The organism is Mycobacterium sp. GA-1199 (genome assembly GCF_001500045.1).
In the GTDB taxonomy this organism is placed as follows: Bacteria; Actinomycetota; Actinomycetes; order Mycobacteriales; family Mycobacteriaceae; genus Mycobacterium.
This window is the reverse complement of sequence record NZ_LQIX01000022.1, coordinates 15038-41462: the sequence shown is the minus strand read 5'-3', so window position 1 is coordinate 41462 and position 26425 is coordinate 15038. Positions and strand designations below refer to the sequence as shown.

22 protein-coding genes are annotated in these 26425 nt (G+C 66.5%); 13 read left to right on the top strand and 9 right to left on the bottom strand.

What is annotated here, in order from left to right; translation table 11 throughout:
- Positions 1–5 precede the first annotated feature (5 nt).
- Both AU198_RS15215 and AU198_RS15210 read left to right on the top strand, forming a co-directional pair.
- Positions 6–1214, top strand: a complete 1209-nt coding sequence (locus AU198_RS15215; protein WP_064348984.1) for a thiolase family protein — start codon at positions 6–8, stop codon at positions 1212–1214.
- Positions 1215–1217: 3 nt separating this feature from the next.
- Positions 1218–1634 carry a Zn-ribbon domain-containing OB-fold protein gene (locus tag AU198_RS15210; protein ID WP_064348983.1) on the top strand — a complete coding sequence of 139 codons (417 nt, stop codon included), beginning with the start codon at positions 1218–1220 and terminating at the stop codon, positions 1632–1634.
- A gap of 53 nt (positions 1635–1687) precedes the next feature.
- Here the strand turns inward: AU198_RS15210 and AU198_RS15205 are convergent, their stop codons facing one another.
- A complete protein-coding gene (locus AU198_RS15205; RefSeq protein ID WP_231744677.1) occupies positions 1688–2380 on the bottom strand; it encodes a TetR/AcrR family transcriptional regulator in 693 nt (230 codons plus the stop codon).
- Complete coding sequence (locus AU198_RS15200; RefSeq protein WP_064348982.1) at positions 2358–3698, bottom strand: aromatic ring-hydroxylating oxygenase subunit alpha; 1341 nt, start codon at positions 3696–3698, stop codon at positions 2358–2360. Before AU198_RS15200 ends, AU198_RS15205 begins: the two co-directional genes overlap by 23 nt.
- Before the next feature lie 92 nt (positions 3699–3790).
- Between AU198_RS15200 and AU198_RS15195 the strand changes: the two genes are divergently transcribed.
- Positions 3791–5551 (top strand): N-acyl-D-amino-acid deacylase family protein, encoded by a 1761-nt coding sequence (locus AU198_RS15195; RefSeq protein WP_064348981.1) that lies wholly within the window; start codon positions 3791–3793, stop codon positions 5549–5551.
- A gap of 67 nt (positions 5552–5618) precedes the next feature.
- Here AU198_RS15195 and AU198_RS15190 read toward each other — a convergent pair whose 3' ends face one another.
- Positions 5619–7280, bottom strand: a complete 1662-nt coding sequence (locus AU198_RS15190; RefSeq protein WP_156431620.1) for a hypothetical protein — start codon at positions 7278–7280, stop codon at positions 5619–5621.
- Positions 7281–7919: 639 nt separating this feature from the next.
- On the opposite strand from AU198_RS15190, the gene AU198_RS15185 reads away from it, so the two are divergent.
- From AU198_RS15185 to AU198_RS15165, 5 genes are all read left to right on the top strand, one after another.
- Positions 7920–10805, top strand: coding sequence for an MMPL/RND family transporter (locus AU198_RS15185; RefSeq protein ID WP_156431622.1), 2886 nt, complete (start codon positions 7920–7922; stop codon positions 10803–10805).
- Positions 10806–10875: 70 nt separating this feature from the next.
- Entirely contained in the window at positions 10876–11544 is a 669-nt protein-coding gene (locus AU198_RS15180) for a PAS and ANTAR domain-containing protein (protein ID WP_082691044.1), read from the top strand.
- 112 nt (positions 11545–11656) lie between these two features.
- Positions 11657–12007, top strand: a complete 351-nt coding sequence (locus tag AU198_RS15175) for an STAS domain-containing protein (protein WP_064348978.1) — start codon at positions 11657–11659, stop codon at positions 12005–12007.
- Positions 12004–16170, top strand: a complete 4167-nt coding sequence (locus tag AU198_RS15170; protein ID WP_064348977.1) for a SpoIIE family protein phosphatase — start codon at positions 12004–12006, stop codon at positions 16168–16170. The genes AU198_RS15175 and AU198_RS15170 overlap by 4 nt, the downstream gene beginning before the upstream one ends.
- Positions 16170–16487 carry an STAS domain-containing protein gene (locus AU198_RS15165; protein WP_064348976.1) on the top strand — a complete coding sequence of 106 codons (318 nt, stop codon included), beginning with the start codon at positions 16170–16172 and terminating at the stop codon, positions 16485–16487. The genes AU198_RS15170 and AU198_RS15165 overlap by 1 nt, the downstream gene beginning before the upstream one ends.
- A 15-nt stretch (positions 16488–16502) precedes the next feature.
- On the opposite strand, the gene AU198_RS15160 is transcribed toward AU198_RS15165, so the two are convergent.
- Positions 16503–17921, bottom strand: a complete 1419-nt coding sequence (locus AU198_RS15160) for a glycoside hydrolase family 183 protein (protein ID WP_156431619.1) — start codon at positions 17919–17921, stop codon at positions 16503–16505.
- A gap of 226 nt (positions 17922–18147) precedes the next feature.
- Here AU198_RS15160 and AU198_RS15155 point away from each other — a divergent pair, with 226 nt between their 5' ends.
- From AU198_RS15155 to AU198_RS15140, 4 genes are all read left to right on the top strand, one after another.
- A complete protein-coding gene (locus tag AU198_RS15155; RefSeq protein ID WP_064348975.1) occupies positions 18148–19479 on the top strand; it encodes an APC family permease in 1332 nt (443 codons plus the stop codon).
- Positions 19480–19766: 287 nt separating this feature from the next.
- Entirely contained in the window at positions 19767–20675 is a 909-nt protein-coding gene (locus AU198_RS15150) for an extracellular catalytic domain type 1 short-chain-length polyhydroxyalkanoate depolymerase (protein WP_064348974.1), read from the top strand.
- 69 nt (positions 20676–20744) lie between these two features.
- Positions 20745–21173 carry a VOC family protein gene (locus AU198_RS15145; RefSeq protein ID WP_064348999.1) on the top strand — a complete coding sequence of 143 codons (429 nt, stop codon included), beginning with the start codon at positions 20745–20747 and terminating at the stop codon, positions 21171–21173.
- A 71-nt stretch (positions 21174–21244) separates the two neighbouring features.
- Positions 21245–21628, top strand: coding sequence for a DUF4267 domain-containing protein (locus AU198_RS15140; RefSeq protein WP_064348973.1), 384 nt, complete (start codon positions 21245–21247; stop codon positions 21626–21628).
- Between the two features lie 2 nt (positions 21629–21630).
- Here the strand turns inward: AU198_RS15140 and AU198_RS15135 are convergent, their stop codons facing one another.
- Positions 21631–22824: a thiolase family protein gene (locus AU198_RS15135; protein ID WP_156431621.1), complete on the bottom strand. Its 1194-nt coding sequence runs from the start codon at positions 22822–22824 to the stop codon at positions 21631–21633.
- 126 nt (positions 22825–22950) lie between these two features.
- Here AU198_RS15135 and AU198_RS15130 point away from each other — a divergent pair, with 126 nt between their 5' ends.
- Entirely contained in the window at positions 22951–23346 is a 396-nt protein-coding gene (locus AU198_RS15130; protein WP_197416120.1) for a Zn-ribbon domain-containing OB-fold protein, read from the top strand.
- 6 nt (positions 23347–23352) lie between these two features.
- Here the strand turns inward: AU198_RS15130 and AU198_RS15125 are convergent, their stop codons facing one another.
- The 4 genes from AU198_RS15125 to AU198_RS15110 all read right to left on the bottom strand — a co-directional run bounded on the left by AU198_RS15125 (position 23353) and on the right by AU198_RS15110 (position 26400).
- Complete coding sequence (locus tag AU198_RS15125) at positions 23353–24216, bottom strand: SigB/SigF/SigG family RNA polymerase sigma factor (RefSeq protein ID WP_082691043.1); 864 nt, start codon at positions 24214–24216, stop codon at positions 23353–23355.
- A gap of 153 nt (positions 24217–24369) precedes the next feature.
- Positions 24370–24573 (bottom strand): hypothetical protein, encoded by a 204-nt coding sequence (locus tag AU198_RS15120; RefSeq protein ID WP_156431618.1) that lies wholly within the window; start codon positions 24571–24573, stop codon positions 24370–24372.
- Positions 24574–24621: 48 nt separating this feature from the next.
- Positions 24622–25338 (bottom strand): Crp/Fnr family transcriptional regulator, encoded by a 717-nt coding sequence (locus AU198_RS15115; RefSeq protein WP_064348998.1) that lies wholly within the window; start codon positions 25336–25338, stop codon positions 24622–24624.
- A 144-nt stretch (positions 25339–25482) separates the two neighbouring features.
- Positions 25483–26400, bottom strand: coding sequence for a LysR family transcriptional regulator (locus tag AU198_RS15110; RefSeq protein ID WP_064348969.1), 918 nt, complete (start codon positions 26398–26400; stop codon positions 25483–25485).
- Positions 26401–26425: the final 25 nt, after the last annotated feature.

The following is a 26425-nucleotide window of genomic DNA, read 5'->3' as shown; positions in this document are numbered from 1 at the left end:
CACCCATGGGACTACGTGGTGAAGCCGCGATCGTCGGCTATGTCGAACTCCCGCCGGAGCGGATGAACAAGGCCACCCCGGCGCCGTTCACCCTCGAGCAGTGGGCGGAGTTGGCATCGGCTGCGCTGCAGGATGCCGGGCTGTCGGCGGAGCTCGTCAACGGCATCGTCACCTCGCACCTGGCCGAGTCGGAGATCTTCGTGCCGTCCACGATCGCCGAATACCTGGGCGTGCGAGCGAACTTCGCCGAACTCGTCGACCTCGGCGGGGCGAGCGCAGCGGCGATGGTGTGGCGGGCGGCCGCGGCGGTCGAGCTGGGCTTGTGCGACGTGGTGCTGTGCGCGTTGCCCGCGCGCTACATCACGCCGATGTCGGAGAAGAAGCCGAAGTCCTTGGTGGACGCCGTGTTCTTCGGTTCGTCGAGCAATCAGTACGGCTCGCCACAGGCGGAATTCGAGATCCCCTACGGCAACCTGGGGCAGAACGGGCCGTACGGTCAGGTGGCCACCCGTTACGGGGCGGTCTACGGCTACGACGAGCGGGCGATGGCCAAGATCGTCGTCGATCAGCGCGTCAACGCCAACCACACCGACGGCGCGATCTGGAAGGACAAACCACTCACCATCGACGACGTGCTGGACAGCCCGGTCATCGCCGACCCGCTGCACATGCTCGAGATCGTGATGCCGTGTGTGGGCGGCGCCGCGGTGGTCGTCGCGAACGCGGACCTCGCCAAGCGGGCGCGCAACAGGCCGGTGTGGATCAAAGGTTTCGGCGAGCACGTCCCGTTCAAGACGCCCACGTACGCGGCCGATCTCCTGCACACCCCGATGGCGGAGGCCGCCGCAACCGCGTTCGGCATGACCGATCTGACCCGCGCCGATATGGACATGGTCTCGATCTACGACTGCTACACGATCACCGTGCTGCTCTCGCTGGAGGACGCGGGGTTCTGTGAGAAGGGCAAGGGCATGCAGTTCGTCGCCGACCACGACCTCACGTTCAGCGGTGACTTCCCGCTCAACACCGCCGGGGGTCAACTCGGATTCGGCCAGGCCGGTCTCGCCGGCGGGATGCATCACGTCTGCGATGCGACCCGCCAGATCATGGGCAGGGCCGAGTCCGCACAGGTGCCCGACTGCAACCGTGCGTTTGTTTCCGGTAACGGCGGAATCCTGTCCGAGCAGACCGCCCTGATTCTCCAAGGAGACTGATCCGTGACCACCTTCGAGCGGCCCATGCCGGTGAAAACCCCGACCACCGCACCCTTTTGGGATGCACTGGCCCAGCACCGCATCATGATCCAGTACTCGCCGTCATCGAATGCGTACGTGTTCTATCCGAGGGTGCGGGCCCCGCGGACTCTCGCCGATGACCTCGAGTGGCGTGAGATCTCCGGGATGGGCACGCTGTACTCCTACACCGTGGCACGCCGACCCGTCGGGCCGCACTTCGCCGATGCGGTGCCGCAACTGCTGGCGATCGTCGAATGGGATGAGGGACCGCGGTTTTCCACCGAGCTGGTTGACGTCGAACCCGACGAGCTGAAAGTCGGGATGCGGGTCAAACCGGTCTTCTTCGATTATCCCGAGCACGACGTGACGATGCTGCGCTACACACCGGCCACCAAGTGACCACTGCCCTATCGTCGCGCCACGCAGTCGGCTAGTGGTGTCTTGGGCGGCTCCTACGGTCGAGATTGCACCCAGGGTCGTGGGTGGTCATCACAGCCCTGAGTGCAATCTCGTCCATGGCGGCGCAGCGGGGTCAGCAGCGCGTCAAGCCCGTAGGCGAACACCGCGTCGTAGTCGGTAGGTGACTGCAGCGCTTCGACGAGGGCACGGTCGGGCCAGTCGTCGGTCCACAGCGACGGGTCCTCCTCGTCGTGCTTCTCACCGCGCACGGCCGAAAACTGCATCACCGCAGACGAAATGACATGCACCTCCACCGCGCGCAGCACTAGGGCCGCATCCTGGCCCGTCACCCCGAGCTCTGCGAGTTGGGCCGCCAGCGCCTGTTGAACCGGCAGAAACAACCGGGGTGTCTGGTCGCGTTCGTGGGCGATCGCGAGCAGATGTTGTCTGTTGATGAGTGCGCGGCGTTGAGCATGCGCGAGTGACGCGATGCGGTCGACCGCGTTGTTGCCATCGGTGGGCAGATGTGCCATCTCGTCGAGCAGCCGGTCCACGAGGCTGTCGAACAGCTTGTCGCGGCCGCCGACGTGCCAGTAGATCGACGTCACCGCCACACCGAGCTGATCCGCCAGCCCGCGCATGGTGAAGCCGTCCACCCCGTGCAGTTCGATCATCCTGGCGGCGGCGTCGAGGATGACCTCTGCGCTGATGGCCTCCTGTGCCCTAGCGGCCCGCCGTGATGTCACCGGGCTCACCTCCGGTCATCCGTTGCGACTCGGGCAGGTCCAGGTAGCGCTCGAGGTTGCGGTGCATGTTGATCACGCGGCGCTCCTCGTTGGACAGCGTCAGGTGCGTCAAGCCCGGCTGATGCAGGCCCCGCTGCAACCCTGCCAACACCGAGATGTCCTGGGTGAGAACCAGTCCCGGGTGCGCCTCCTCGGCCTTCATGCGCACGTCGACGGGCGTGGCGCGTGGCGCGCCGGGCGTCATCCGTGTCCACAGCAGCATCACCAGTTCGCCGTGGTCTGGATCCGATCCCGGATGTGACGTCATCACCGTCAGATGGTCGGCGTTCATCAGCAGCGTCATGTTCGGGAAAACGTTGTACTGGTGCAGCTGCATGATCTGCTCGGTGTCGGCCCATTGCAGGTCGACGCCGCGGGAGGCGGCGAACGCGCGCGTGCGGGCGGCGATGACGTCGGCCACCGATGCGCCCGGTTCGCGGTCGTCGGGCAGCGGGGTGCCCTCGTCCACGCCCATCAACGCACCCTGCGTGCACACGTACGCATCCCACACCTCGTCGTCGCTGAGGGGCTGCTTCAGATGCGGACTCGGAATCCCGTACAGCTGTTCGGATTTACCCGTGTGACCCCAGATCTTCTGTGGGGCGTAGACATCGTCCATACACCGGTGCAGCTCGGGATGCAGGGTCTGGATGTGGTAGGTCTCGCTGTATCCGTCGGCGATCGTCTTCCAGTTGGCGTCGACGTCGATCGTCATCGTGGCATAGCACCGGAAGTCGGCGAGCCTGCACCACTTCACGTCGGCGGGCATCTCCTCGAGGTAGTCGAGCAGCGGCATCGCGTCGACATCCAGGTTGACGAAGACCAGCCGCTCCCAGGTGTCGACGGCGACCGGGAGAAGCGGGAGCTCGGACATCTGCAACGCGCCGAACCCTTTGCGGTTCGGCACCCGCCGCAGTGACCCGCCGAGGTCCCAGGTCCAGCCGTGATACCCGCACCGCAGTTCGCGCAGACCCGAGCCCGCGCCGGAGCACAGTGAGTTGCCGCGATGCCGGCAGACGTTCTGAAACGCCCGCAGAACACCGTCGTCCCCGCAGACGATCAGCACAGAGTATGGGCCGCACCGGTATTCGAAGTAGTCGCCGGATTCGGCGACGTGGTCGAGCGTGCAGGCCAGCTGCCACACCCTGGGCCACATGCGTTCGGTCTCGAGCGCAGCGAATCCAGCGGAGTAGTACCGCTCGGCGGGCACCAGCGTGGGCCGCGCGGGTGGGGCTCCGATCGCATCTTCGCGTCGGACTTGTCGCGCTGTGTGCGTCACGAACGGTCCTTTCCGAAGTCGCCGCGAAGCCTCTGTAACGGTGTTACAGTGCCCGACACTAGCGGCTGAAATCCGGATGCGGAGGGCTTATCGTGTTCGACCTGAAAATCACCGGCGGAACCGTCGTCGACGGCACGGGAGCGGACCGGTTCAGCGCGGACATCGGAATCAGGGACGGCAAGATCGTCGAAGTCCGTCGTCGCGGACCTGGCGACACCCCGCTCGAGGGCGAGGCCGCCGAGACGATCGACGCGACCGGGAAAGTCGTCGCGCCCGGCTTCGTCGACATCCACACGCACTACGACGGGCAGGTCAGCTGGGACAGCTTGCTCGAGCCCTCCAGCGGCCACGGGGTGACCACAGTGGTGACCGGCAACTGCGGGGTCGGGTTCGCACCGGTGCGGCCGGGCCACGAGGAATGGTTGATCGGGCTGATGGAGGGCGTCGAGGACATTCCGGGCACCGCGCTCACCGAGGGCATCTCGTGGGGGTGGGAGAGCTACCCCGAATACCTCGATGTCATCGAAAAGCAGGACTTCGCCATCGATGTGGGCAGCCAGATCGCCCACGGTGCGGTCCGCGCATATGCGATGGGGGAGCGCGGAGCCCGCAACGAGCCCGCGTCGCCGGAGGACATCGCGGCGATGGCCTGCCTCGTGCAGCAAGGCATCGAGGCCGGCGCGCTGGGTTTCTCGACATCGCGCACACTGGGGCACCGGGCCATCGACGGTGAACCGGTTCCGGGCACTTTCGCCGCCGAGGACGAACTGTTCGGCCTCGGCCGCGCGATGGCCGCGGGTGGGCGGGCGGTGTTCGAGCTGGCGCCGCAGGGGGTTGCCGGCGAGGACATCATCGCGCCCAAGAAGGAACTCGAATGGATGAAGCGTCTCGCCGCCGAGATCGACCGTCCGATCTCGTTCGGGATGATTCAGGTCGATGCGGCTCCGGACCTGTGGCGCGAACAGCTCGACATCTCGGCGCAGGCGCATGCGGCAGGTAGTGAGCTCTATCCGCAGATCGCCGCGCGTCCATTCGGGATGCTGTTCGGCTTTCCGGGCCACCACGCCTTCACACACCGGCCGACCTTCCGCAAACTCAAGGCCGAAAGCAGCCGCGAAGAGCTGGCCGCGCGCCTGGCGGATCCTGCGGTCAAGGCCGCGATCCTGGCCGAGGAAGACTTACCGCCGGACCCGAATGTGTTGTTCGACAACATGTTTGCCCTTGTGCAGTATTCGCTCGGCCGCATCTATTCGCTGGGCGATCCACCCGATTACGAACCGACCGTCGAACGCACCGTGGAGAAGATCGCCAGCGAACGTGGGGAGGATCCGCTGGCCACGTTGTACGACCTGATGCTGGAGGACGACGCAACGGCGATGCTGATGCTGCCGTTCTACAACTACTTCTACGGTAACCACGACGCGATTCGGGAGATGCTGCTGCATCCGGCGGGTGTGGTCGGACTGTCCGACGGCGGCGCGCATTGCGGAATGATCTGCGACGCGTCGTATCCCACCTTCTTGCTCACGCACTGGGCGCGCGACCGCCACCGCGGTGACAAACTTCCGCTGGAGTACGTGGTGCGCAAGCAATCCCACGACACCGCGCAGCTGTTCGGGCTGAGCGATCGCGGCGTCATCGAGGTGGGAAAGAAGGCCGACGTCAATGTCATCGACATGGACGCGCTGACTTTGCATCCCGCGCGGATGGCCTACGACCTGCCTGCCGGGGGTCAGCGGCTGGTGCAGGGCGCCTCCGGTTACACCGCGACGGTCGTCAGCGGCGTGGTGACGCGGCGCGACGGTACCGACACCGGCGCCCGGCCGGGCCGGCTTGTGCGAGGCGCTCGCTGACCTCGCAATCACCGCAGACGAGAGACGGCCCCCTCGTTGCCGAGGGGGCCGTCACCGTCGTACTTACTTAGTTGCTGCTGCCGGAGCCGGAACCGGTGCTGCCGGAAGCGGAGCCGGTGCTGCCGGAGCCGGAGCCGGTGCTGCCGGAGGCGGAACCGGTGCTGCTGCTCGAGTCGGCGCCACTGGTCGAGCCAGTGCTGACGGTCGTGCCGGTGCTGCTGCCCGTGTTGGAGCCGGTGCTGCTGCCCGTGCCGGAGCCACCGGTCGAACCGGTGCTGCCGGTCGTGCCGGAGCCGGTGCTGCCGGTGCTGCCGGTCGTGCCGGTGTTGCCGGTGTTGCCGGTCGAACCGGTGCTGCCGCCCGTGCCCTCACCCCGGCTGGTGCTGATGCCCGAGGTGTTGCTGCCGGTGTTGGTGCTGCCGCCCGTGCCGGTGCCTTCGCTCGGTGTCGCGTCGGTGCCTTCGCCCGACTCTTCGCCCGAAGTCTCACCCGACTCCTCGCCGGTGCCTTCGCCCGACTCTTCGCCAGCGCCTGCGTTGACGTCCTCGCCGACGCCTTCGCCCGACTCTTCGCCGGCGCCTGCGGTGACGTCCTCGCCGGTGCCTTCAGCGGCGCCTTCGCCGACACCTTCGCCAGCGGCCGAACCTTCGCCTTCGCCGGCGCCTTCGTCCTCACCCTCACCCTTGTCGGCGAGGCTGACCGGAACGAGGTCACCACCGAAGCGGAACTCACCCGGGCCGCCCAGGGCACTGAGGCTCGACGGGGCCGGAGGCGCGATCGCATTGGCAATCTGGTTGGGCAGCGTGACCGCGAGGTAGGTGAACAGACCACGGTCGAGCAGACCCTGCCACTCCGAGGGGGAGGTGGCCGGCGTGAACCCGTTGACCAGAGCGTTGAGCGCCAGCACCGGCAGGTTCACCAGGTTGGTGATGGCATCCGTGATGTTGCCCGCGGCCAATGCCTCGCGCGTGGCATCAAAGATCTCCGTCGACTGGACGATCGAGCCGATGATCGGTTCGAAAATCGCCTTGGTGACCCCGAACTCGGAGATCACATCGAGCAGCGCGGGCAACTTCTCCGCGCCGGGAAGGGCTCCCACAAAGTCGGCGGGGATGGAGAAGACGTCGATCAGCGGCCGTACGCCACCGAGCACCCGGAGCACGAACCAGCCATTGACCTTGGAGAACGCTTCGAAGAACTCGCCGTTCGACAGGTGGTTCAACGACTCGGTGATCACGCCGGGGAACTGCTCGGCCGCCAACCTCAGCCCCTCGAAGGTGCCCTCCAGGGCCGAGGTGATCACGGGTCCGAAGTTCGAGTTGAAATTGAGGACCTGATCGAGCAGAGGACCCGGGTTGAGGGTGTTGAGAATCAGGACATTCGCTGCCTCCCGGAAGATGTAGCCGGTGCTCAACTCCCGCAGAAGGTTGAGGTTCGCGTTGGTCGCGTCGCCGGTCAGCGTCTCCAGGCTTCCGAATGTGTTGGCGATGGCCTGCCCCCACACGAGGAGCGGATTGCTGGCCGCCGTGAGCTGGACCGCGGCGTGCGCCACGCGCTCCTGGACATCCTGAACGGTGGGCATCGGGGGGGCCACCGGGCTGACCGCGATCACACCCGCACTTGCCATCGCGACGCCAGCAACCAACAGCTTGGAGTTGCGTCGGCTCGACGGCGAGTAACTGGGTGGGAGGTCCTGAACCGGCGGACCGGCCTCAACTGCTAGTTGCACGTTTTCTCCTGTTGTGCCTGTGAATTTGCCAAATGGCAGCTGAAGATTAGCTGAGCCTAACCTAAGAGGCAAGTGATTCGTCCCACTAAATAGCGTGGGTTACGCTAGCCGGCTTGATAATGTCGCGAAGGCGTCATAACTCGGCATATCGCAGCTGAAGCACGGTACTTGCCGATTCACGCAACGATCTCAGAGAAACTTACACGAGAGGCACGCTTCGCCCAGGCCTACCTCATCTGGCGTGACGTGACGTGCGCCACGTCGTAGCTTCCGTCTGCTGATCACCGACCGCGGAGTTGCTGGGGCATCGCCGCGACGTCGCCGGAGTGTCTCGCGACCGCGGCGTGAAGACTTCGCCCGCGCAGCATCCTCACGCGCAAGTGTCCATATTGGGCAAAGTGAAGTCAGCAGCACGGGCCGGCAGCTCGCTCGATCGCGCGCCGAGCGACGACTTCACCTCCGCCGAGCCTCAAGACCAGCCTCGTGGCATCGCGGTCACACGAACCCGCTACGAGCTGCCCTTTACCGATTGACAGCAGATAATTCGACAGGCTAGATATACGACACGCACGGTGTACGGGGTCATGGGGACGCGGTCGGCGTGCGACACGCGCGCCATCGAAGGGTCATGGGATGAGCATGATTCGACCAGCCCGCACTCCGCACGGAACGCAGGCCGAACGTTCGCGCATTGCGCATGCCATCCGAGTGCTCTCGGTGCCGATCATCATCGGTTGGCTGGTGCTGACTGCGGCCACAAATGTGTTCGTCCCGTCGTTGGAGAAGGTCGGCGAGGCCAACACCGTCTCGATGAACGCCCACGACGCACCGGCTTTCATCGCGATGCAGCGCGTGGGCGCGAACTTCAAGGAGTTCGACTCCGACAGCAACGCGATGGTCATCTTGGAGGGCGACAAAGCGCTCGGCCCTGAGGCGCACCGCTACTACGACGACTTGATCTCCAGGCTCCGCGCCGACCCGGAACATGTCGAGCACGTCGCCGATTTCTGGAGCGACCCGCTGACCGCCGCGGGGGCGCAGAGCGCAGACGGCAAGTCCGCGTATGTGCAGATCTATCTGCGCGGGAACATGGGCGAGACGATCGCCAACGAATCGATCCAATCGGTTCGCGACATCATCGCGCAAACTCCTGCCCCGCAAGGGGTCACGGCATACGTGACCGGAGGAGCGGCGCTGAACGCCGACCAACGCGTCGCCGGCGACAAGGGAGCCGTCAAGGCGACCGTCGCCACGCTGATCGTCATCGCGGTGATGCTGCTGTTCGTCTACCGCTCGATCACCACCATGGTGCTGATCCTGTTCATCGTGTTCGTCGAACTCGGCGCCTCGCGCGGCATCGTCGCCTTCCTCGGCGACACCGGATTCATCGGGCTTTCGACGTTCGCCACCAGCCTGCTCACCCTGATCGCCATCGCCGCGGGCACCGACTACGCGATCTTCCTCATCGGCCGGTACCAAGAGGCCCGCCAGGCCGGTGAGGACCCCGAAACCGCGTACTACACCATGTTTCATGGCACGGCCCACGTCGTGCTGGCTTCGGGGCTCACCATCGCCGGAGCGCTACTGTGCCTGAAGTTCACGAGGCTGCCGTGGTTCCAGACCATGGCGGTGCCGTGTGCGGTGGGCGTACTCGTCGCGGTGATCGCCGCCTTGACACTCGGTCCGGCCGTCACCGTCGTCGGCGGTCGGTTCGGACTCTTCGAACCGAAGCGGCCCATCAACTCGCGCGCTTGGCGACGGGTCGGCATCGTGGTCGTGCGGTGGCCAGGACCGGTGCTCGTGGCGACCTGTGCGTTGTCACTGGTCGGGTTGCTCGCACTCACCGGATACAAGGTCGACTATGACGGGCGGCACTTCCTTCCCGCAGACACCCCGGCCAACATCGGATACGACGTCGCCGAACGACATTTCGACGCCGCCCGGATGAACCCCGAACTGCTGATGGTCGAAAGCGACCACGACTTGCGCAATTCCGCCGACTTCCTGGTGATCGACAAGATCGCCAAGGGGATCTTCCGCGTACCCGGCATCGCCCGCGTGCAGACCATCACCCGCCCGCAGGGTAAGCCTATCGAGCACACGACGATCCCGTTCCTGCTCAGCATGCAGGGCACCACGAACCAGCTCAACCAGAAGTATCTGCAGGACAGGATGGCCGACATGCTGGTCCAGGCCGACGAAATGCAGTCGACCATCGACCAGATGGAAAAGATGGCCAGCCTGATGCAGCAGATGGCCGACACCACCCACAGCATGGTCCAGAAGACCAAGAACACGACGATCCACATCGCCGAACTGCGGGACCACATCGCCGATTTCGACGACTTCTTCCGGCCTGTCCGCAACTACTTCTACTGGGAACCGCACTGCTACAACATCCCGATCTGCTGGTCGCTGCGTTCAATATTCGACACCCTCGACGGCATCGACACGCTGACCGATGACATCCAGCGCCTCGTGCCCGACCTCGAACGCCTCGACAGCCTGATGCCCCAGCTGATTCTGCTGCTGCCCCAGCAGATCGAGACGATGAAGACGATGAAGACCATGATGCTGACCATGCACTCCTCGCAGAAGGGGTTGCAGGATCAGATGGCCGCGATGCAGGAGAACTCGCATGCGATGGGTGACGCGTTCGACGCATCCATGAACGACGACTCGTTCTACCTGCCGCCAGAGGCGTTCGCGAACAAAGACTTTCAGCGCGGTATGGACAACTTCATCTCGCCCGACGGCAAGTCGGTGCGGTTCATCATCGAGCATGAGGGCGATCCGGCCACCCCCGAGGGCATCGACCACATCGATGCGATCAAGCTCGCGGCCAAGGAAGCCATCAAGGGCACACCGTTGGAGGGCTCCACCATTTACCTCGGAGGGACCGCCGCCACGTACAAGGACATGCGCGACGGCTCCAACTACGACTTGGTGATCGCCGGAATATCCGCTGCCGCACTGATTTTCATCATCATGCTGATCATCACGCGGGCGGTCGTGGCCGCCGCGGTGATCGTCGGAACGGTGCTGCTCTCGCTGGGCACGTCGTTCGGACTATCCGTGCTCGTGTGGCAGCACCTGCTCGGCATCCACCTGCACTGGATCGTGCTGGTGATGTCGGTGATCCTGCTGTTGGCGGTCGGCTCGGATTACAACCTGTTGCTGGTGTCCCGGTTCAAGGAGGAACTGCATCACGGGTTCAAGGTCGCGATCATCCGTGCGATGGCCGGCTCGGGCAAGGTGGTCACCTCGGCGGGTTTGGTGTTCGCCGCGACGATGGCCTCGTTCGTGGTCGGCGATCTGCGCAGCATCGCCCAGGTCGGCACCACGATCGCGTTGGGTCTGCTGTTCGACACCCTGATCGTGCGTGCGTTCATGACACCGTCCATCGCGGCGCTGCTGGGCCGGTGGTTCTGGTGGCCGCAAAGGGTACTCACCCCCGCGTCACAGCGCAGGATGGCCGCTGTGTTCCCTGACCGGGCAGCGGCACCGACCAGCGGTGGCCGCTGAGGCCGAACCGGAGTTACGGAGCTTTCCCAACGCGCTCCTTCTCGTGCGTCTGTGGTGCCATGATGGGCAGATGACGAACCCGGACGTCGCAGACAGCCCTCTGCCGTCCGCCTCGGACTGGGCGATCGCCGACCGCAACGTCGGCACGTTCCGGTTTTGGTTCGTCGGGCAGCGTTGGGAGTGGTCGGACGAAGTAGCGCGGATGCACGGTTACGAGCCCGGCGCCGTCGTGCCCACGACCGAGCTGCTGCTGTCGCACAAACATCCCGACGACCGACAGCACGTACAGGATCTGCTCGACCACGCCCTGCACCTGGGTGGTTCGTTCTCCAGCCGCCACCGGTTCATCGACACCGGAGGCAGGTTGCACACCGTCATCGTGATCGGCGACCGGATGCTCGACGACAAGGGTGCGGTGGTCGGCACCGAGGGCTACTACATCGACCTGACCGACACGTTTGCCCAGACCCGCCGGCAGGCGCTGAGCGAGTCGCTGCCCGAGCTGTTCGAGGCCCGAGCGGCGATCGAGCAAGCCAAGGGCGCCCTGATGCTCGTCTACTGCATCGACGCCGACGCCGCGTTCGAGTTGCTGATGTGGCGCTCACAGCACACCAACACGAAATTGCGCGCACTCGCCGCGCAGATCGTCGCCGAACTCGGCACGATCGATCCCCAGCGTGACGACCTGCGAAGGCAGTTCGACCATCTGCTGCTCACCGCGCACACCCGCGCCCAGTAGGTGATCGAGGGCCGTGGATGCGCGTCGTAACTGAAGTCGTCCCAGCCGGGGTATTCCGGGGGCATGACAAGACAGACGCGCACACCGCTTGGCCGCTGACGGGTGAGATGACGTGGCGCAGATAGAGGTGAGCCTGGACGTGCGCGACACCGCGGTGGTGGTGTCGGTAGCCGGCGAGATCGACTCGAACAGCGTCGGAGCTCTGCAACCCCATTTCGACCGCGCCGTCGAGGCCGCCGACGGGCATCCGGCCAAGTTGCTGATCGTCGAACTGTCCAGGGTGGGGTACTTCGGTAGTGCGGGACTGAACGCCGTACTCGAGTGCTACGAGAAAGGCTTGGCAGCCGGAGTTGCGGTGCGGTTGGTGGCCGCCAACCCCGAGGTGGTCCGTCCCATCGAGGTCACCAAGCTCGACACGGTTCTGCGACCGTACGGATCCGTGGCCGATGCGGTCGACGGATGAGTGATTCGAGCGGGCAGCAGAACCGACTGACCACGGTTTTCGATGCAGACAGCGAGGTCGGGCCCGATATGGCCGGAGTTCGGTGGGCCGCCACGCCGCTGGGGGCGCCGGACGGCTGGCCGCAGAGCCTGCGAACCGCGGTCAGCATCCTGCTGTCCTCGCGATTCCCGATGTGGATGGCATGGGGGCCCGATCTGACGTTCTTCTGCAACGCCGCATATCGGCGGGACACGTTGGGCCGCAAGTATCCCTGGGCGCTCGGCCGACCGGCACGCGAGGTGTGGGTCGAGATCTGGCCCGATATCGGCCCGCGAATCGACCATGTGCTTTCCACCGGAGCGGCGACTTGGGATTCGGCGCTGCTGCTCTTCCTCGAGCGCTCCGGCTATCAGGAGGAGACGTACCACACCTTCTCTTACAGCCCACTGCGTGACGACGACGGGCTGGTCGTGGGCATGCTGTGCGTGGTCAGCGAGGACACCCAGCAGGTGATCAGCGAGCGCCAGATGGCGACCTTGCGTGACCTCGGATCGGACCCGAGCGTCGTGCGCACCGAAGAAGAGATCATGGCGTTCGCCGAACGCCAGCTCGGTCAGAACCTGCGCGATCTCCCGTTCACGTTGACCTACCTGTTCGACGCCGACGGCGGTGCCCGCCTCGCCGGATCCACCGGCGGCATCGCCGAGCATCCGATCGCAGTGCCGCACGTGGGCGCCGGTCATGACGGCAGTTGGCCGCTGGAGGAACCCGCGCGCGGTGAGACGACGGTGGTCGCACTCGACGGCGACCGGTACGCGGACCTGCCGACCGGGGACTGGCGGGATCCACCGCAACACGCGCTGATCGTCCCGCTACAGCAGCAGGGCGGTTCCCCGATCGGCTTCCTGGTGGCCGCGCTCAACCGCTACCGCCCGCTCGACGACACCTATCGCGGCTTCGTGACGCTCGTGGCAGGGCACGTCGCCGCGGGCATCGGCAGTGCGCGCAACTACCAGGCTCAGCAGCAGCGCGCCGAGGAACTCGCCGAGCTGGACCGCGCGAAGACGGCGTTCTTCTCCAACATCAGCCACGAGTTCCGAACCCCGCTGACGTTGATCCTCGACCCGGTCGCCGAATTACGGGCCCGCGGCGCCGACTTCGACGAGCTGGCCCGCGACGAACTGGACATCGTGTGGCGCAACGGATTACGTCTCGCCAAGCTGGTCAACACGCTGCTCGACTTCTCGCGGATCGAGGCCGGCCGCATGCGGGCGAACTTCGCGCCGGTCGAGCTTGGCGGCGTGACCGCCGAACTCGCCAGCGTCTTCCGGTCGGCGATCGAGCGTGCCGGACTGACGTTCACCGTCGACTGTCCTTCCCTCGACGGCACCGTCTACATCGACCGCGACATGTGGGAGAAGGTGATCTTCAACCTGCTGTCGAACGCGCTGAAATTCACGTTCACCGGCGGAATCTCGGTCACCGTGTCCCGCGACGGCGACGAAGCCGTGGTGAGAGTCTCCGATACCGGGGCCGGGGTCGCCGCCGCCGAGATACCCCGCCTGTTCGAACGATTCCACCGGATCGAGAACGTGCGGGCGCGGTCGAACGAGGGCAGCGGAATCGGTCTGGCGTTGGTCAAGGAACTGGTCGAACTCCACAACGGCAGCATCACCGCAGAGAGCACCGAGGGCGTCGGTACCACCTTCACGATCCGCGTGCCGATCGGCGCCGCACACGTTCCGGCCGACGCGCTGGCCTCGGCCGCCGACGCCCGGACAACGGACTCGGGCGCCCAACCCTATCTTCAAGAGGCTCTGAGGTGGCTGCCGGCCGACGGTGAGGGCCCCACCTCCGATGTGGCGCCAGGGGTGGGCGGCTCAACCTCTTCGCCTCTCGTTGCCGGCCCCACGCCGCGAGTCCTCATCGCCGACGACAACGCCGACATGCGTGAGTACGTCGCCCGGATGCTGCGCAACGACGGATACCTTGTCGACGCGGTCACCGACGGCCAGCAAGCGCTCGACGCGGTCCGGGCCGAGCTGCCCGACGTGGTGATCAGCGACGTCATGATGCCGCTTCTGGACGGCCTCCAACTCGTCAGTGCATTGCGGTCAGACCCGCGCACCGCGGCCATACCGGTGCTGCTGCTGTCCGCCCGCGCCGGGCAGGAAGCCGCCATCGAGGGATTGCAGGCCGGCGCCGACGACTACCTCGTCAAGCCGTTCGCCGCCGCCGAACTGCTGGCGCGCGTGCGCGCGAACGTCAAACTCGCCAGGATCCGCAATCATCACGCCCGCTGGCGCACCGCGCTGATCGACTCACTGCAGGAAGCGTTCTTCGTGGCCGACGAGCGCGGCACGGTGATCGAGATCAACGCGGCGTTCACCGACATCCTGGGGTACGGCGTTGATGGCTTACCGTACGAGCCCGTGCAGCCCTGGTGGCCGACGGCGGAGTCGGATCCCGACGCGCACGGTCAGGCCAACGAGATGTTGTCGCAGATATTGCGTGAACCACATGGCCGACACACGGTTCCGGTCACACACCGCGATGGGCACCGGCTGTGGGTGACTCTGACGTACAACCGGATCGAAGAGATCGACACTGGCCGGCTCGTGATGGTCGGCACCTTCCGTGACGTCACCGCTGAGCACTACACAGTGCAGCGGGAGGCCGCCCTGGCCGCGCTCAATCAGCAACTGGCGCAGGCGGACACGCTCGACGACGCGGTGCGTACGACAGCCGACGTCCTGCGCCACGTGTGGCGGGCGCACCGCGTCCTGGCCGTCACGTTCCCGGTCGATGACGGCACCACGACGATCGAACCGACAGGCCTGGTCTGTTCCGGTGGCCCGGCCCAGTGGCACGACCTGCCTGCGGCCACGAAACTGGCCATCACTTCGCTGCGCTCCGCCGACTCGCTCGTCGCCGACGCGTCGGACACCGGATCCGCGCGCATCGCACTGCAGCATCCCCGCGGGGTTCTCGTCGTCTACGTCGAGTTACCCGAGCACCGACCGTTCACGCCCGAAGACAAGACGCTGCTGGAGGTCTTGGCCGGCCGGCTCGGCCAGGGGCTGCAGCGCGTACATCTACTGGACCAGCAGCGCGAAACCGCGCTCGCGCTACAGCACGCGATTCTGGGTCCCACGGTCTCGAGTGGCTTCGCCGTGCGGTACCAGCCGGCCACCCGCCCGCTGCAGGTCGGTGGTGACTGGTACGACGTCGTCGACCTCGACGACGGCCGTATCGCGTTGATCGTCGGCGATTGCGTCGGGCATGGATTGACCGCAGCCACGGTGATGGGACAGCTGCGAAGCGCCTGTCGGGCACTGCTTCTCGAACACCCCGGACCGGCCGCTGCGCTGACAGCCCTCGACCGGTTCGCCGCCAGGCTACCCGGCGCGCGCTGTACGACGGCGTTCTGCGCCGTGCTCAATCCGGACACCGGTGAGTTGCTGTACTCCAGTGCCGGCCACCCGCCTCCGGTCATCGTGCTTCCCGACGGCGCCAGCCGCTTGCTCGACGATGCCTCGGTCACCCCGCTCGGCTTGCCCTTCGATCACATCCGCCCCGAGGGCAGGCAGGTCATGCCGGCGCGCGCGACGCTGTTGCTCTACACCGACGGTCTGGTGGAGCGTCGGCGCGAGTCCTTGGACAAGGGAATCGGCCGGGCCGTCGACGTGCTCGAAAGCCACTCCGCGACAGGGCTCGACGACCTGGCAGACGAGATCATGACGCAGTTGGCACCCATCCACGGATACCAGGACGACGTCGCGCTCATGCTGTACCGCCAACCGGCGCCGCTGGAGATCGAATTCAGCGCCGACCCCGCTGAGTTGGCCGGCACACGCAGCGCGCTGCGGAAGTGGTTGGTGCGGGCGGGCGTGGATCCGAGCCAGACCCTCGACGTGCTGATCGCCACGGGGGAGGCGCTCGCCAACGCGATCGAGCACGGACACCGTGACCGTCCCGGGGGGACGGTACGTCTGCGCGCGACCGTGCTGGCGGACCGGCTTCACCTGACCATCGCCGACACCGGGGTGTGGAAAGTGCCCCAGGTCGATCCAGCGTCCCATCGCGGGCGCGGAATCGCGCTGATGCGGGCGTTGATGCACGACGTCACGATCGAGACAGGCGATTCCGGTACGACGATCGACCTGCACGCCAGGATCGCCTGATGCCCACACCGCTCACCGTGCGCACCGGCCGCCGGGACGACGGCACCGTCGTGTTGAGCGCAGCAGGCGAGCTCGACCTGAGCAACATCGACGCTTTCACCGACGCCATCGCCGCCGTGGGCAGGCGGAGCCAGGAGACGGCGCGACTGACCATCGATTTGTCCGCGGTCGAATACCTCGACAGCGGGGCGATCAACGCGCTGTTCGAGCACGCCCCGCAGATCCGCACGATCGTCGCCAACCCGATTTTGATGCCGGTACTGACGATCAGCGGGCTGACATCGGTTGCCCAAGTGCAAGCGGCAGAGGGTGACTGAACAGAGCCGCCGATCTCACGGCAGCACTGTGCGCATCAACATGACGTTGTAGGCCGACCACAGCGACAGGTTGAAGTACAGCTCTTTGCCGGTCGACCACGGATGCAGGAACGGCGCGTAGATACCGCCGGGGACATCCCAGGACCGCACCAACAACTGCTCGGGGCCATACGGTCCCTGGGGGGCCGGCGCCATCCTGGCCACCACGTCGTTGGCGCCGTTGCAGTACAGCACCACGTACTGCTTGAGGTAGGTGTTGTACTGGGCCGACATTTCGCCGACCGGGCCGGGGATCACCACTGTTGCCGCTCCCGGATCCCTTGGCACCCAGGAGTTCTGACCGGCGTTCCAGTACTCGTAGCGGTTGAGATCGGGCACCGCGCCCTGCGGGATGCGCGCGATGTACGCCGCGCCCCCTCTGCCCGCCGGCGTCCCGAACGTGTACAGGTACGGATCGCCAGGGCCCGGCTTCAGAAACGCACCCTGCTGGAAGTTCTCGTTGCCGCGCACGTACCGCGCATCCGGGACGTCACCTTCGCGTGCGGCGCGCACCGTGCCGGGGTAGACGCCCCAGTGCTCACCGTTGTCGGGGGAGACCGCGATCGCCGAGAAGTTCGTCGTCCACCGCCCGTCGGCGTCCCAGCTCTTGATCGACATGAAGTTCACGAACTGATTGCCGCCCACGGCGACACCGGCGGTGGGAATGATGCCTTTCTCGTTCGGCGCCCACTTGGTGCTGTTGATGATCTGCTTGGACAGTCCGGGCGCCCACAGCGGGGAACCGGAGTAACGGTTGGCGAGGGCGCCGTCGGGCACGGCGACCGTCTTCGACAGCGCTCCGTCCTGCGTGCGCAACAGCGCGTTGTAGCGCCACTGCTTTCCGCGCACGCTGCAGTAGCCGTACGTGTCGCCGAACGCCATCAGAACCTGGCGATTGCCGGGATCGCCGTTGTCCCACATGATCCCGAGATCGGTGCCGGTGATCGCGAACCGCCCGATGGTGTTGTTCGGGCTCTCGGGCCCGGTGACCCACCCGACCAACGTCGTGCCCGGCGGCGCGGGTGGGGGAGGCGGCTCGGGAACCTGTTGTGCGACAGGCTGGTCCGCTGGGGGTTGAGGTGGCGTGGGGCGTACGGCGGCCTGGTGGTCCACGGTCGCCGACTGCGGCGTAAGCGACTCGAGGATCTCGGCGGGCAGTCGGCCGAGGGGCGGCAGCGGCGCCTCGTCATTGGTGTTGCGCGGCCGGTGGCCGACCGGTGGGCCACCCGGCAGTGCCGGCGTCGCTTCGGTGTTCGGCGCGGCGGGCGGTTGTGCGGCCGCCGCGGCGCCGGTGCACGGTTCGGCCCAGGCCGCTGGGGTGACGCCGAGTACGGCGCTCAGTGCGATCACGGTTGCGGACGCCACCGACAACGAGGCGATTCGCGGAGGCGACATGTCACACCTTTCGGAGCGGGACGCCCGGCGAGACGTCAGCGATGGCGGATGTGACGCTAGTGACGAAAGTGACTCGTGTGATCTTGATGCACGGATAGGTATTCACCTGTGACCGTGTCGCAACCTCGTCAACCCTCTGACTTGTGAGTGATTTCGTTCGCCAGCCGATCGCTTTCACGCACAGATCGCAGTGTGCAGATTTACGGAGCCGGGTATCAGGACCGGCATGACGTCCCCGGCCACAGCGCAAACCGGCGAGCCCGACGAGACGGCGGGCGGCAAGCTCAAACGCAAGATCACCGGGCCGCTGCTGTTCCTGTTCATCCTCGGCGACGTGCTCGGCGCAGGGATCTACGCGCTGATGGGTGTGCTCGCCGGCGACGTGGGCGGTGTGCTGTGGGCGCCGCTGTTGCTGGCTCTGCTGCTGGCGCTGCTGACCGCCGGCTCCTACGCCGAACTGGTGACCAAGTATCCGAAGGCGGGCGGCGCGGCGGTGTTCGCCGAGCGGGCGTTCGGTCGACCCGTGGTGTCATTCCTGGTGGGTTTCTGCATGCTCGCCGCGGGGGTGACCAGCGCGGCGGGTCTGTCTCTCGCCTTCGCCGGCGACTATCTCACGACGTTCATCGATGTCCCGGCCGTACCGGCGGCCATCGTTTTCCTGGCCCTGATCGGGTGCCTCAACGCGCGGGGCATCAGCGAGTCGGTCAAGAGCAATGTCGTGATGACGGTGATCGAGCTGACCGGTCTGCTGATCGTGGTCATCGCGGTGTCGCTGATGGTCGGTCGCGGCCGCGGCGATCTCGGCCGCGTCACCGAATTCCCCGAGGGCGCCACGCCCGCGCTGGCCATCCTGAGCGCAGCGATCGTCGCGTACTACTCGTTCGTGGGCTTCGAGACATCGGCGAACGTGGCCGAGGAGATCCGCAATCCGAGCAAGGTGTATCCCACGGCGCTGTTCGGCGCCCTCATCACCGCGGGCGTGCTCTACGCGCTGGTCGGTCTGGCGAGCGCAATCGCCCTGCCCGCCGAGGACCTCGCGAAGTCTTCCGGTCCGTTGCTCGACGTGGTTGCGGCGGCCGACGTCGGGGTCCCCGACCGGGTCTTCAGCGCGATCGCGCTCGTCGCCGTGGCCAACGGCGCCCTGCTGACGATGATCATGGCCAGCAGGCTCACGTACGGCATGGCCGAGCACGGCCTGCTGCCCAGCGTGCTCGGCCGCGTACTTCCGAACCGGCGCACGCCGTGGACGGCGATCATCGCGACCACCGCGGTCGCCATGGTGCTGAGCCTGCTCGGCGACCTGTCGACGCTCGCCGAAACCGTGGTGCTGCTGCTGTTGGTCGTGTTCATCTCAACGAACATCGCGGTGCTGGTGCTGCGCCGCGACCCGGTCGATCACCCGCATTTCCGAGTCTGGACGGCCGTGCCGGTCCTGGGGGTGGCGTCCTGCGTGTTGTTGCTGACCCAGCAGACCGCGAAGGTCTGGCTCTTCGCCGCGATACTGATCGCGGTGGGCGCGGTGCTGTATCTGGCGGCCTGGGCAGCGACGCGTCGCTGACGTCTGGCTTGTGCACGGTGTCCGGCAGGAATTGGATTTCGGCGCTTTGGGTTTCGTCGAATGAGGATGGTGTCGGCCTCGGCCGCCTGCGCGGTCCACTCCGACCGCTGGGCCGCGAGCGAGCCCAATCGTCGATAGGCATCGGTGGAGAAGGTTCCGCACGAGATACCCGGCGCCTTTGCGGTCGGATGCATGAATACGGCCGACCCGGGATAAAAGGTGAACGCGGCATGCGACGGTGGTTTACGTTCGCGCCGGTGATTGCAGTTCGAAAGGGGGGACGAACAATGGTCGGGCTATCGGCTCATCTGAGAGACGCTCGCCGCACGCGGCCCGCGGCCAAAGCGTCGGTCGTACTGGCGGCGGTCTGTGTGCTGTTCGGCTTCGGCGGGGGACAGGCTGCGGCATTCCCGGGAGGCGATGCGGCGGGCGCCTTGACGATCGGCGGGCTGAACCGCACCTACACGGTGCATTCTCCGCCCGGCCTCGATCGCCCCGCCGGGCTCGTCCTCAACCTGCACGGCGCCGGGATGACCGGACCGGCGCAGGCCGGAGCAACCAACTACAACGCGATCGCCGATCAGTACGGGTTCGTCGTCGCGTATCCCGACGGGGTCGATATGAGCTGGGCCGACGGCCGCGGCGCCTCACTGCCGGACCGCCAGCGCGTCGACGACGTCGGGTTCCTGGTCGCGCTCGCCGAGCGGCTGCGCGAGGAGTACGGCGTGGACCCCGGCCACGTCTTCGTTACCGGGACATCGGCGGGCGGTTTCATGGCCTCGCGGCTCGCGTGCGAACGCGCCGACATCTTCGCCGCCGCGGCACCCGTCGCGGGCACGCTCGCCTCGGGTTTCCCCTGCGCACCGTCGCAGCCGGTGTCGGTGTTGGCGGTGCACGGAACGGCCGATCCGGTGGTGCCGTTCGCCGGTGGCCCGATGGTGGGCCGCGGCGGGCCCAGCGACATCGTCGCGCCCGCGGCGATGGCGCAGCGCTGGCGTGAGCTCGACGGCTGCCCGGCACCGGTCGAGCAGGTGCAGGGCACCGTCCACCGGTTCGTCGCCGCCGGGTGTGCCGGCGGAACCGAGGTGGTGTTCGTCCAGATCGACGGCGGAGGCCACGTCTGGCCCGGTGGTTTGTTCGCCCCGTTCGACGCGTCCCAGTCCAGTGGGCAGTTCTTCGCGACCCACGGCAGGTGAGCCGGCGGCTCTGCCTACGGTTGGTTTGACGGCACACCGGTGCCGGCGCGAAACGAACAGGAGATCGGAATGAGCGACGACGTCCCGGGTATCACCGGCATCCACCACATCTCCATCACGGTGACCGATCTCGAGGCCAGCCTTGCCTGGTATCAACGGTTGCTCGGGGCGGACCGGTTACCGATGAAGTTCCCGCACTACGAACGGGAGGACACCGGATACGGTGAGCTGCTGATCGAGCCGCGCTCCGGTGTCGTGATCGGACTGCACACCAACACCGGCAACGACGGGAACCGATTCGACGAAGCCCGAACCGGTTTGGACCACGTGGCGTTGAACGTGGCGTCACGAGACGAGTTGGACGCGTGGACACGACGGCTCGACGAACTCGGCATCGAACACTCCGGTATCCGCGCGGCCGAGGAGCCGTTTCCCTTTGCGACCGTGGTGTTCCGCGACCCCGACAACATTCAGCTCGAGCTGTTCACCCTCGGCTGAGCAGGCTCGGCTGAGCACGATCGGCCGGCAGAACCGGCTCGCCGCACACGATTGCGGCCTAGGCTGCGGCCATGTCCTACGACCGCGCCGCGCTCGTCGCGGGCAGCATCCGATTCGCGTCCGGTGTGTCGTTTCTGATCGACCCCGTTCGGGCCAACCGGCTGTGGGGAGATCCGGATGAGCCGGCGCCGACGACGCAGCTGCTGCTGCGCTCGATGGGGTACCGCGACGCACTCATCGGCGGGCTGCTGCTGTCAACGGCACTGCGGGGCCGCGACACCCGAGGCTGGTTTCTGGCCTCGGGCGGCGCCGACGCCGCCGATCTGCTGGGCGGCTCGAGTGTGCACCACGAGATGAGACGCTCGCAGCGGGTCATCGGACTCGGCGGCGCGGTCATCGGCATCGGCGTCGGGCTGTGGGGCGCACTGCGCCGGCCCCGGCGTGCGGAGGACTGACCTCAGCGGGTCAACAGCAGGCAGCCGGCGATCGGCCCGCCGCCTGCCGCGGCGACCGCCACCTCGGGTCGGCGGGACACCTGCCGGTCACCGGCCTGCCCGCGCAGCTGAAGACAGGCTTCGTGCAGCAGCCAGTAGCCGTGCATCCGCCCCGCCGACAACTGTCCTCCGTAGGTGTTGAGTGGCAGCTCGCCGTCGAGCGCGATGCGCGTCGCGCCTTCGACGAACGGACCCGCCTCGCCGTCCGCGCAGAAACCCAGCGCCTCCAGCCATGCGAACGTCAGAAAGGTGAAGCCGTCGTAGAGCTCGGCGAGGTCGACGTCGGATGGCGTCAGATCGGTGCGCGACCACATCTCGGCGGCCGCGTCGGTCGACGCCATCTTCGGAAAATCGTCGCGGTGGAACCAGCCTCCCGAACCATAGGCACCGCCAACGGCTTCCACCGCCACAGGTGGTTGGGGGCAGTCTCGTGCGTACTCGGCGTGCGAGATCACGAACGCGACCGAGCCATCGATCGGCACGTCGCAGTCATACAGCCCGAACGGCGTGGACACCGGCCGCGCCGCCAAGTAGTCCGCCATGGTCATCGGATCGCGGTAGGCGGCAAGGGGATTCAGCCCGGCATTGCGTCTGCTGTTGATCGCCAGCCAGCCCAGCTGTTCCTTGGTCGTTCCGTACAGCTCCATATGCCGACGGCAGTGCATGGCAAGCCAGTTGGCCGCGGAGTAGGCGTGCGCGGCCAGCAGTTCGTCGATGTCGCCGAACGGCGCGAGCTTGCGCCGGGACCCGGGGGCGAGAGGTTCGATCGGCGGATTAGCCAGCGGGTTGGGCCCGGAGGTGGGTGGTGCCTGCGTCATAGTTCCGCCGAGCATCTGCACGGTCCGGTACACCAGTACGTGCCGCGCGCGCCGCTCGGAGACCGCCACCATCGCCGACATCGCCGGGGTCAACACGCCGCCGGTCGGGAAACCGTAGCCCTGGTCGACAGCCGGACCATCCAGTGCGGCAACGACTTCGGCCAGCGGCGTGTCCCCGAAGGTGACGATGCCGTCGATGTCATCCGGCGTGAGCCCGGCATCGGCGACCGCGGCGCGCACCGCCTCCATCGTCAGATCGATCCCGGGGATCCCGGTGCGGCGCCCGATGCGCGAGATGCCGAGCCCGCTGATGACCGCGTCCTTCTCGAACGTGCTCAACCCGGCCACCGCCTCGCCTTCGTGTCCCTCGGGCCCCCTCATCCGGAGGCTTGTGTGATGATGCCCGCTGCAGACTGTACTTTCCTAGACGTGTCCGACGACGTGTCACCTGCCTCCGCGGCCAGAATGGTGCCGGCTCTCGACGAGCACAACCGGGCCTTCTGGACCGGGGGCCGAGATGGCCAGCTGCTGATCACCCGTTGTGAGCGTTGCCATTTGTGGGTGTCACCGCCGGCCGGGGACTGTCCCGAATGCGGCGGACGACTTCGCCCACAACCGGTATCCGGACTCGGCACGGTGTTCACCTACACGGTCAACCACCAGCCGTTCAACCCCGCTGTCGCGGTGCCGTACGTCATCGCGATCGTCGAGCTCGATGAGCAACCCGGCCTGCGCATCGCGGCCAATATCGTGGACTGTCAACCTGATTCGGTGCACGTCGGTCTTCCGGTCGCGGTGCGTTTCGAACGTCAGGAGCTCAACGGCGAGACCGTGTTCGCACCCGTCTTCGCGCCGCGCTGACGCTTCTCAGGCGCCACGCTTGAGGTGACGCGCCGTAGTGGGCGGGACAGGTGAACGGCGTCGCCGACGCGGTGCGCGCACCTCGGACCCCACGTCGCCGACGCCCGGTTCAAGCACCTGCTCGCGGAGCCTGCGAAGGGCCTGTGCGAGCAGACGCGACACGTGCATCTGCGAATAACCCATCCGTTCGGCGATCTGGGTCTGGGTCATGCTCTCGAAGAACCGCAGGAGCAACACGGTCTTCTCGCGTTCGGGAAGCGCGGCGATCAGCGGTCGCACCGTCTCGAGGTCGACCACCTTGTCGATGTTCGGGTCGACGTCGCCGAGGGTCTCGCCGACCGAGCGGAATTCCTCGTCGGCCGAGGCCTGAACGTCGGTGGACAGCGTCGAGTAGTTGCTGCTGGCGATCGTCGCTTCCATCACTGCTTCGCGCTCGATACCGAGATGGCCGGCGACTTCGGATGGTGTCGGCGCACGCCCGATCTGCTGCGACAACTCCGCGCGCGCCTTCACCAGCTGCCCCTGGAGGTCTTTGAGCCGGCGCGGAACCTTGACCGCCCAGCCGTAGTCCCGGAAGTGGCGGCGGACCTCGCCCATGATGGTCGGGATCGCAAAGGACAGGAAGTCGGCGCCGTTGTCGGGGTCGAAGCGGTTGACCGCGTTGACCAGGCCGACCCGCGCCGCCTGCACCAGGTCGTCGATCGGCTCACCGCGGTTGCGGTAGCGGCGAGCGACATGGTCGGCCAGTGGCAATGTTCGGTCGACGATCGCCTCGCGCTGGCGCCGGTAGGGAAGTGATCCTTCGTCCAGCGCCTTGAGGCGGCGGAACATCTCCGTTAGATCTGCGTATTCAGAATTCGCCTCGGACACCACACAGGCTCCTAACTCCCGACCCTGCCGTATGGATCACACGGCTCGGATCTGAACCTGTGGCTGCTGGGGTTTACCCTTTCGGACGTTCTGTCGAAACATCGCCCGTCGGGACCCGTATCCCAGGGTAGCCGTCGACGGGCGCTGCCGTGGTCAACCGGCGAACTCGCGCGTTTTCCTGGGTGAGCCGACGGGCATGGCGTGTTTGCCATAGGGGCGCTGCTGCCTGCCGAGCCTCGCCGGTGCCGATACCAACGGGCTGTCCCAGATCGCGCCCGTGAACACCGCGGCGCCCAGCGCCGTCAAACCTGCCATCGCCACCAACGTGTCGGGGTCCATGGCTTCGTGGTTACCCACCGACGGCCGTTACCACGCCCGCCGCCGCAGAAAAAGTTTGCTCGCGCGTCAGCGGGCTCGGCGGGCGAGCAGTTCGGTCTGGTGGATGACGAGGCTCTTACCGCAGACCGTGATCCAGCCGCGCTGGACGAAATCCGACAACACCTTGTTGACCGATTCCCGTGACGCGCCGACCAATTGGGCGATCTCGGCTTGGGTGAGGCCGTGGTCGAGGCGCAGATGCCGATCTTGTCGGACACCGAAACGCTGCGCGAGGTGGAGAAGCTGTTTGGCGATCCGGCCGGGAACGTCGGTGAAGTTGAGATCGGTGATCAGGTCTTCGGCGCGTTGGAGGTTGCGCGCCAACAGGCGCATCAGCTGCTCGGTGATGTGCGGGTTGCCGTCGATGCAATCGTGCAACGCATCACGGTCGATGACCGCGACCAGCACCGCGGTGAGCGCGGTGGCCGAACCGGTCCGGGGTCCGCAGTCGAACAGCGACTCGGCGCCGAAGATCTCCGAGGGGCCGAGGACGGCGAGCAGTTTCTCGGGGAACTCCGCCGCCCGCCAGCCGATCTTGACCTTGCCGTCGACGACGATGTAGAGGCGGTGATCGGTTTGGCCTTCGGGGTAGATGCACTCGCCGGGCCCGAAGCGGGCGAAGGCGACTCGATTGATCAGGGCTGTCCTGTCCGCGGGCGCCAACCCCCGCATGATGGCCGAGCGGGCCAGCACGGCTTCACGGTGACGACTCACGCCCGTATCGGCCGTGGCGCCGGCGACCATCAGCATGCCCACTCCCAACCCTGTCGGGTGCGGGGCTACCCGGGCGTGACCGGGGTAAACGCCAACTGCGTGAGCGATACCGGACCTCACATCCCCGGGTGACCGCGGGCCATGCACGTGGCCAAGCGCGGCCGGCACCCACGGTTACCGGCGCGCAGAGTTCTCGACGATGATCTCGCGGGCCGTCTCGTAAAACGCGCTGATCAGCGTGGAGAAGGACAACTCGAACGGATAGATCATGTGCACGTCGAGGGACTCGAGTCGCCATTCGGGTAACACCGGAACGAGGGTGCCCTCGCGCAGCTCGTTGGTGCAGATGATCTGGGTGGGCATCGCACCGATCCCGAGGCCCTGCATGATGTACTGCTTGCACACCTGAAAGTTGTTGGCGCGCGCCCGGACTGGTGGCGTCAGCTCATGCTGGCGGGCCTTCGCGGTGACCGTCAGCTTACGGGGTCCTCCGAAGCCGAAGTCGATGAACGGAATCGTGTTCAACTGTGCGGGGTCGCGGACCGGTTCGGGCAGTCGGGCGAGGAGATCCGGTGACGCGCACAAGAACAGGTCGAGGTCGAACACCTTGCGCGCGATCAGCGTGGAGTCCTGTAGCGGTCCGGTGGAAAACACCACATCGAACCCGTCCCGCACCGGGTCGACCACCCGGTCGACCAGTCGGATGTCCAGCGCTGAATTCGGATAGTGCTGCAGGAACGCCGCGCCGACGCGGGAGGCGTAATCGATGCCGACGAAGACCGGGATCGCCACCCGCAGTTCGCCCTGAGGCTCCTGCCTGCTGCCCTCGACGAGCGCGCGGACACCGTTGGCTTCGGCCAGGATGTTGACCGCGTGGGCGTACACCTGCTCGCCGAGGGCGGTGACGGTGAGCTGGTGGGTGTTCTTGCGCAGCAGTTTAATGCCCAGGTCGGACTCCAGTCGGGTCAGCTTGCGGCTGACGGTCGACTTCGGCATTCCGAGCAGTGCCGCGGCCTTCGACAAGCTGCAGTTCTCCACCACCTTGCCGAAGATCAGCAGGGCGTCGACGTCGAAGGGCAGGTTCTGTTCCATTGCTTTCGAGCACCTTCCTCAGTCG

What these genes read in the sequence shown, in the direction of transcription:
- AU198_RS15140 (WP_064348973.1), top strand. Translation starts at nt 21,245, where the DNA reads ATGTCCTACGACCGCGCCGCGCTCGTCGCGGGCAGCATCCGATTCGCG.
- AU198_RS15130 (WP_197416120.1), top strand. Translation starts at nt 22,951, where the DNA reads ATGGTGCCGGCTCTCGACGAGCACAACCGGGCCTTCTGGACCGGGGGC.
- AU198_RS15110 (WP_064348969.1), bottom strand. Translation starts at nt 26,400, where the DNA reads ATGGAACAGAACCTGCCCTTCGACGTCGACGCCCTGCTGATCTTCGGC.
- AU198_RS15170 (WP_064348977.1), top strand. Translation starts at nt 12,004, where the DNA reads ATGAGTGATTCGAGCGGGCAGCAGAACCGACTGACCACGGTTTTCGAT.
- AU198_RS15165 (WP_064348976.1), top strand. Translation starts at nt 16,170, where the DNA reads ATGCCCACACCGCTCACCGTGCGCACCGGCCGCCGGGACGACGGCACC.
- AU198_RS15180 (WP_082691044.1), top strand. Translation starts at nt 10,876, where the DNA reads ATGACGAACCCGGACGTCGCAGACAGCCCTCTGCCGTCCGCCTCGGAC.
- AU198_RS15145 (WP_064348999.1), top strand. Translation starts at nt 20,745, where the DNA reads ATGAGCGACGACGTCCCGGGTATCACCGGCATCCACCACATCTCCATC.
- AU198_RS15150 (WP_064348974.1), top strand. Translation starts at nt 19,767, where the DNA reads ATGGTCGGGCTATCGGCTCATCTGAGAGACGCTCGCCGCACGCGGCCC.
- AU198_RS15185 (WP_156431622.1), top strand. Translation starts at nt 7,920, where the DNA reads ATGATTCGACCAGCCCGCACTCCGCACGGAACGCAGGCCGAACGTTCG.
- AU198_RS15155 (WP_064348975.1), top strand. Translation starts at nt 18,148, where the DNA reads ATGACGTCCCCGGCCACAGCGCAAACCGGCGAGCCCGACGAGACGGCG.
- AU198_RS15160 (WP_156431619.1), bottom strand. Translation starts at nt 17,921, where the DNA reads ATGTCGCCTCCGCGAATCGCCTCGTTGTCGGTGGCGTCCGCAACCGTG.
- AU198_RS15115 (WP_064348998.1), bottom strand. Translation starts at nt 25,338, where the DNA reads ATGGTCGCCGGCGCCACGGCCGATACGGGCGTGAGTCGTCACCGTGAA.
- AU198_RS15215 (WP_064348984.1), top strand. Translation starts at nt 6, where the DNA reads ATGGGACTACGTGGTGAAGCCGCGATCGTCGGCTATGTCGAACTCCCG.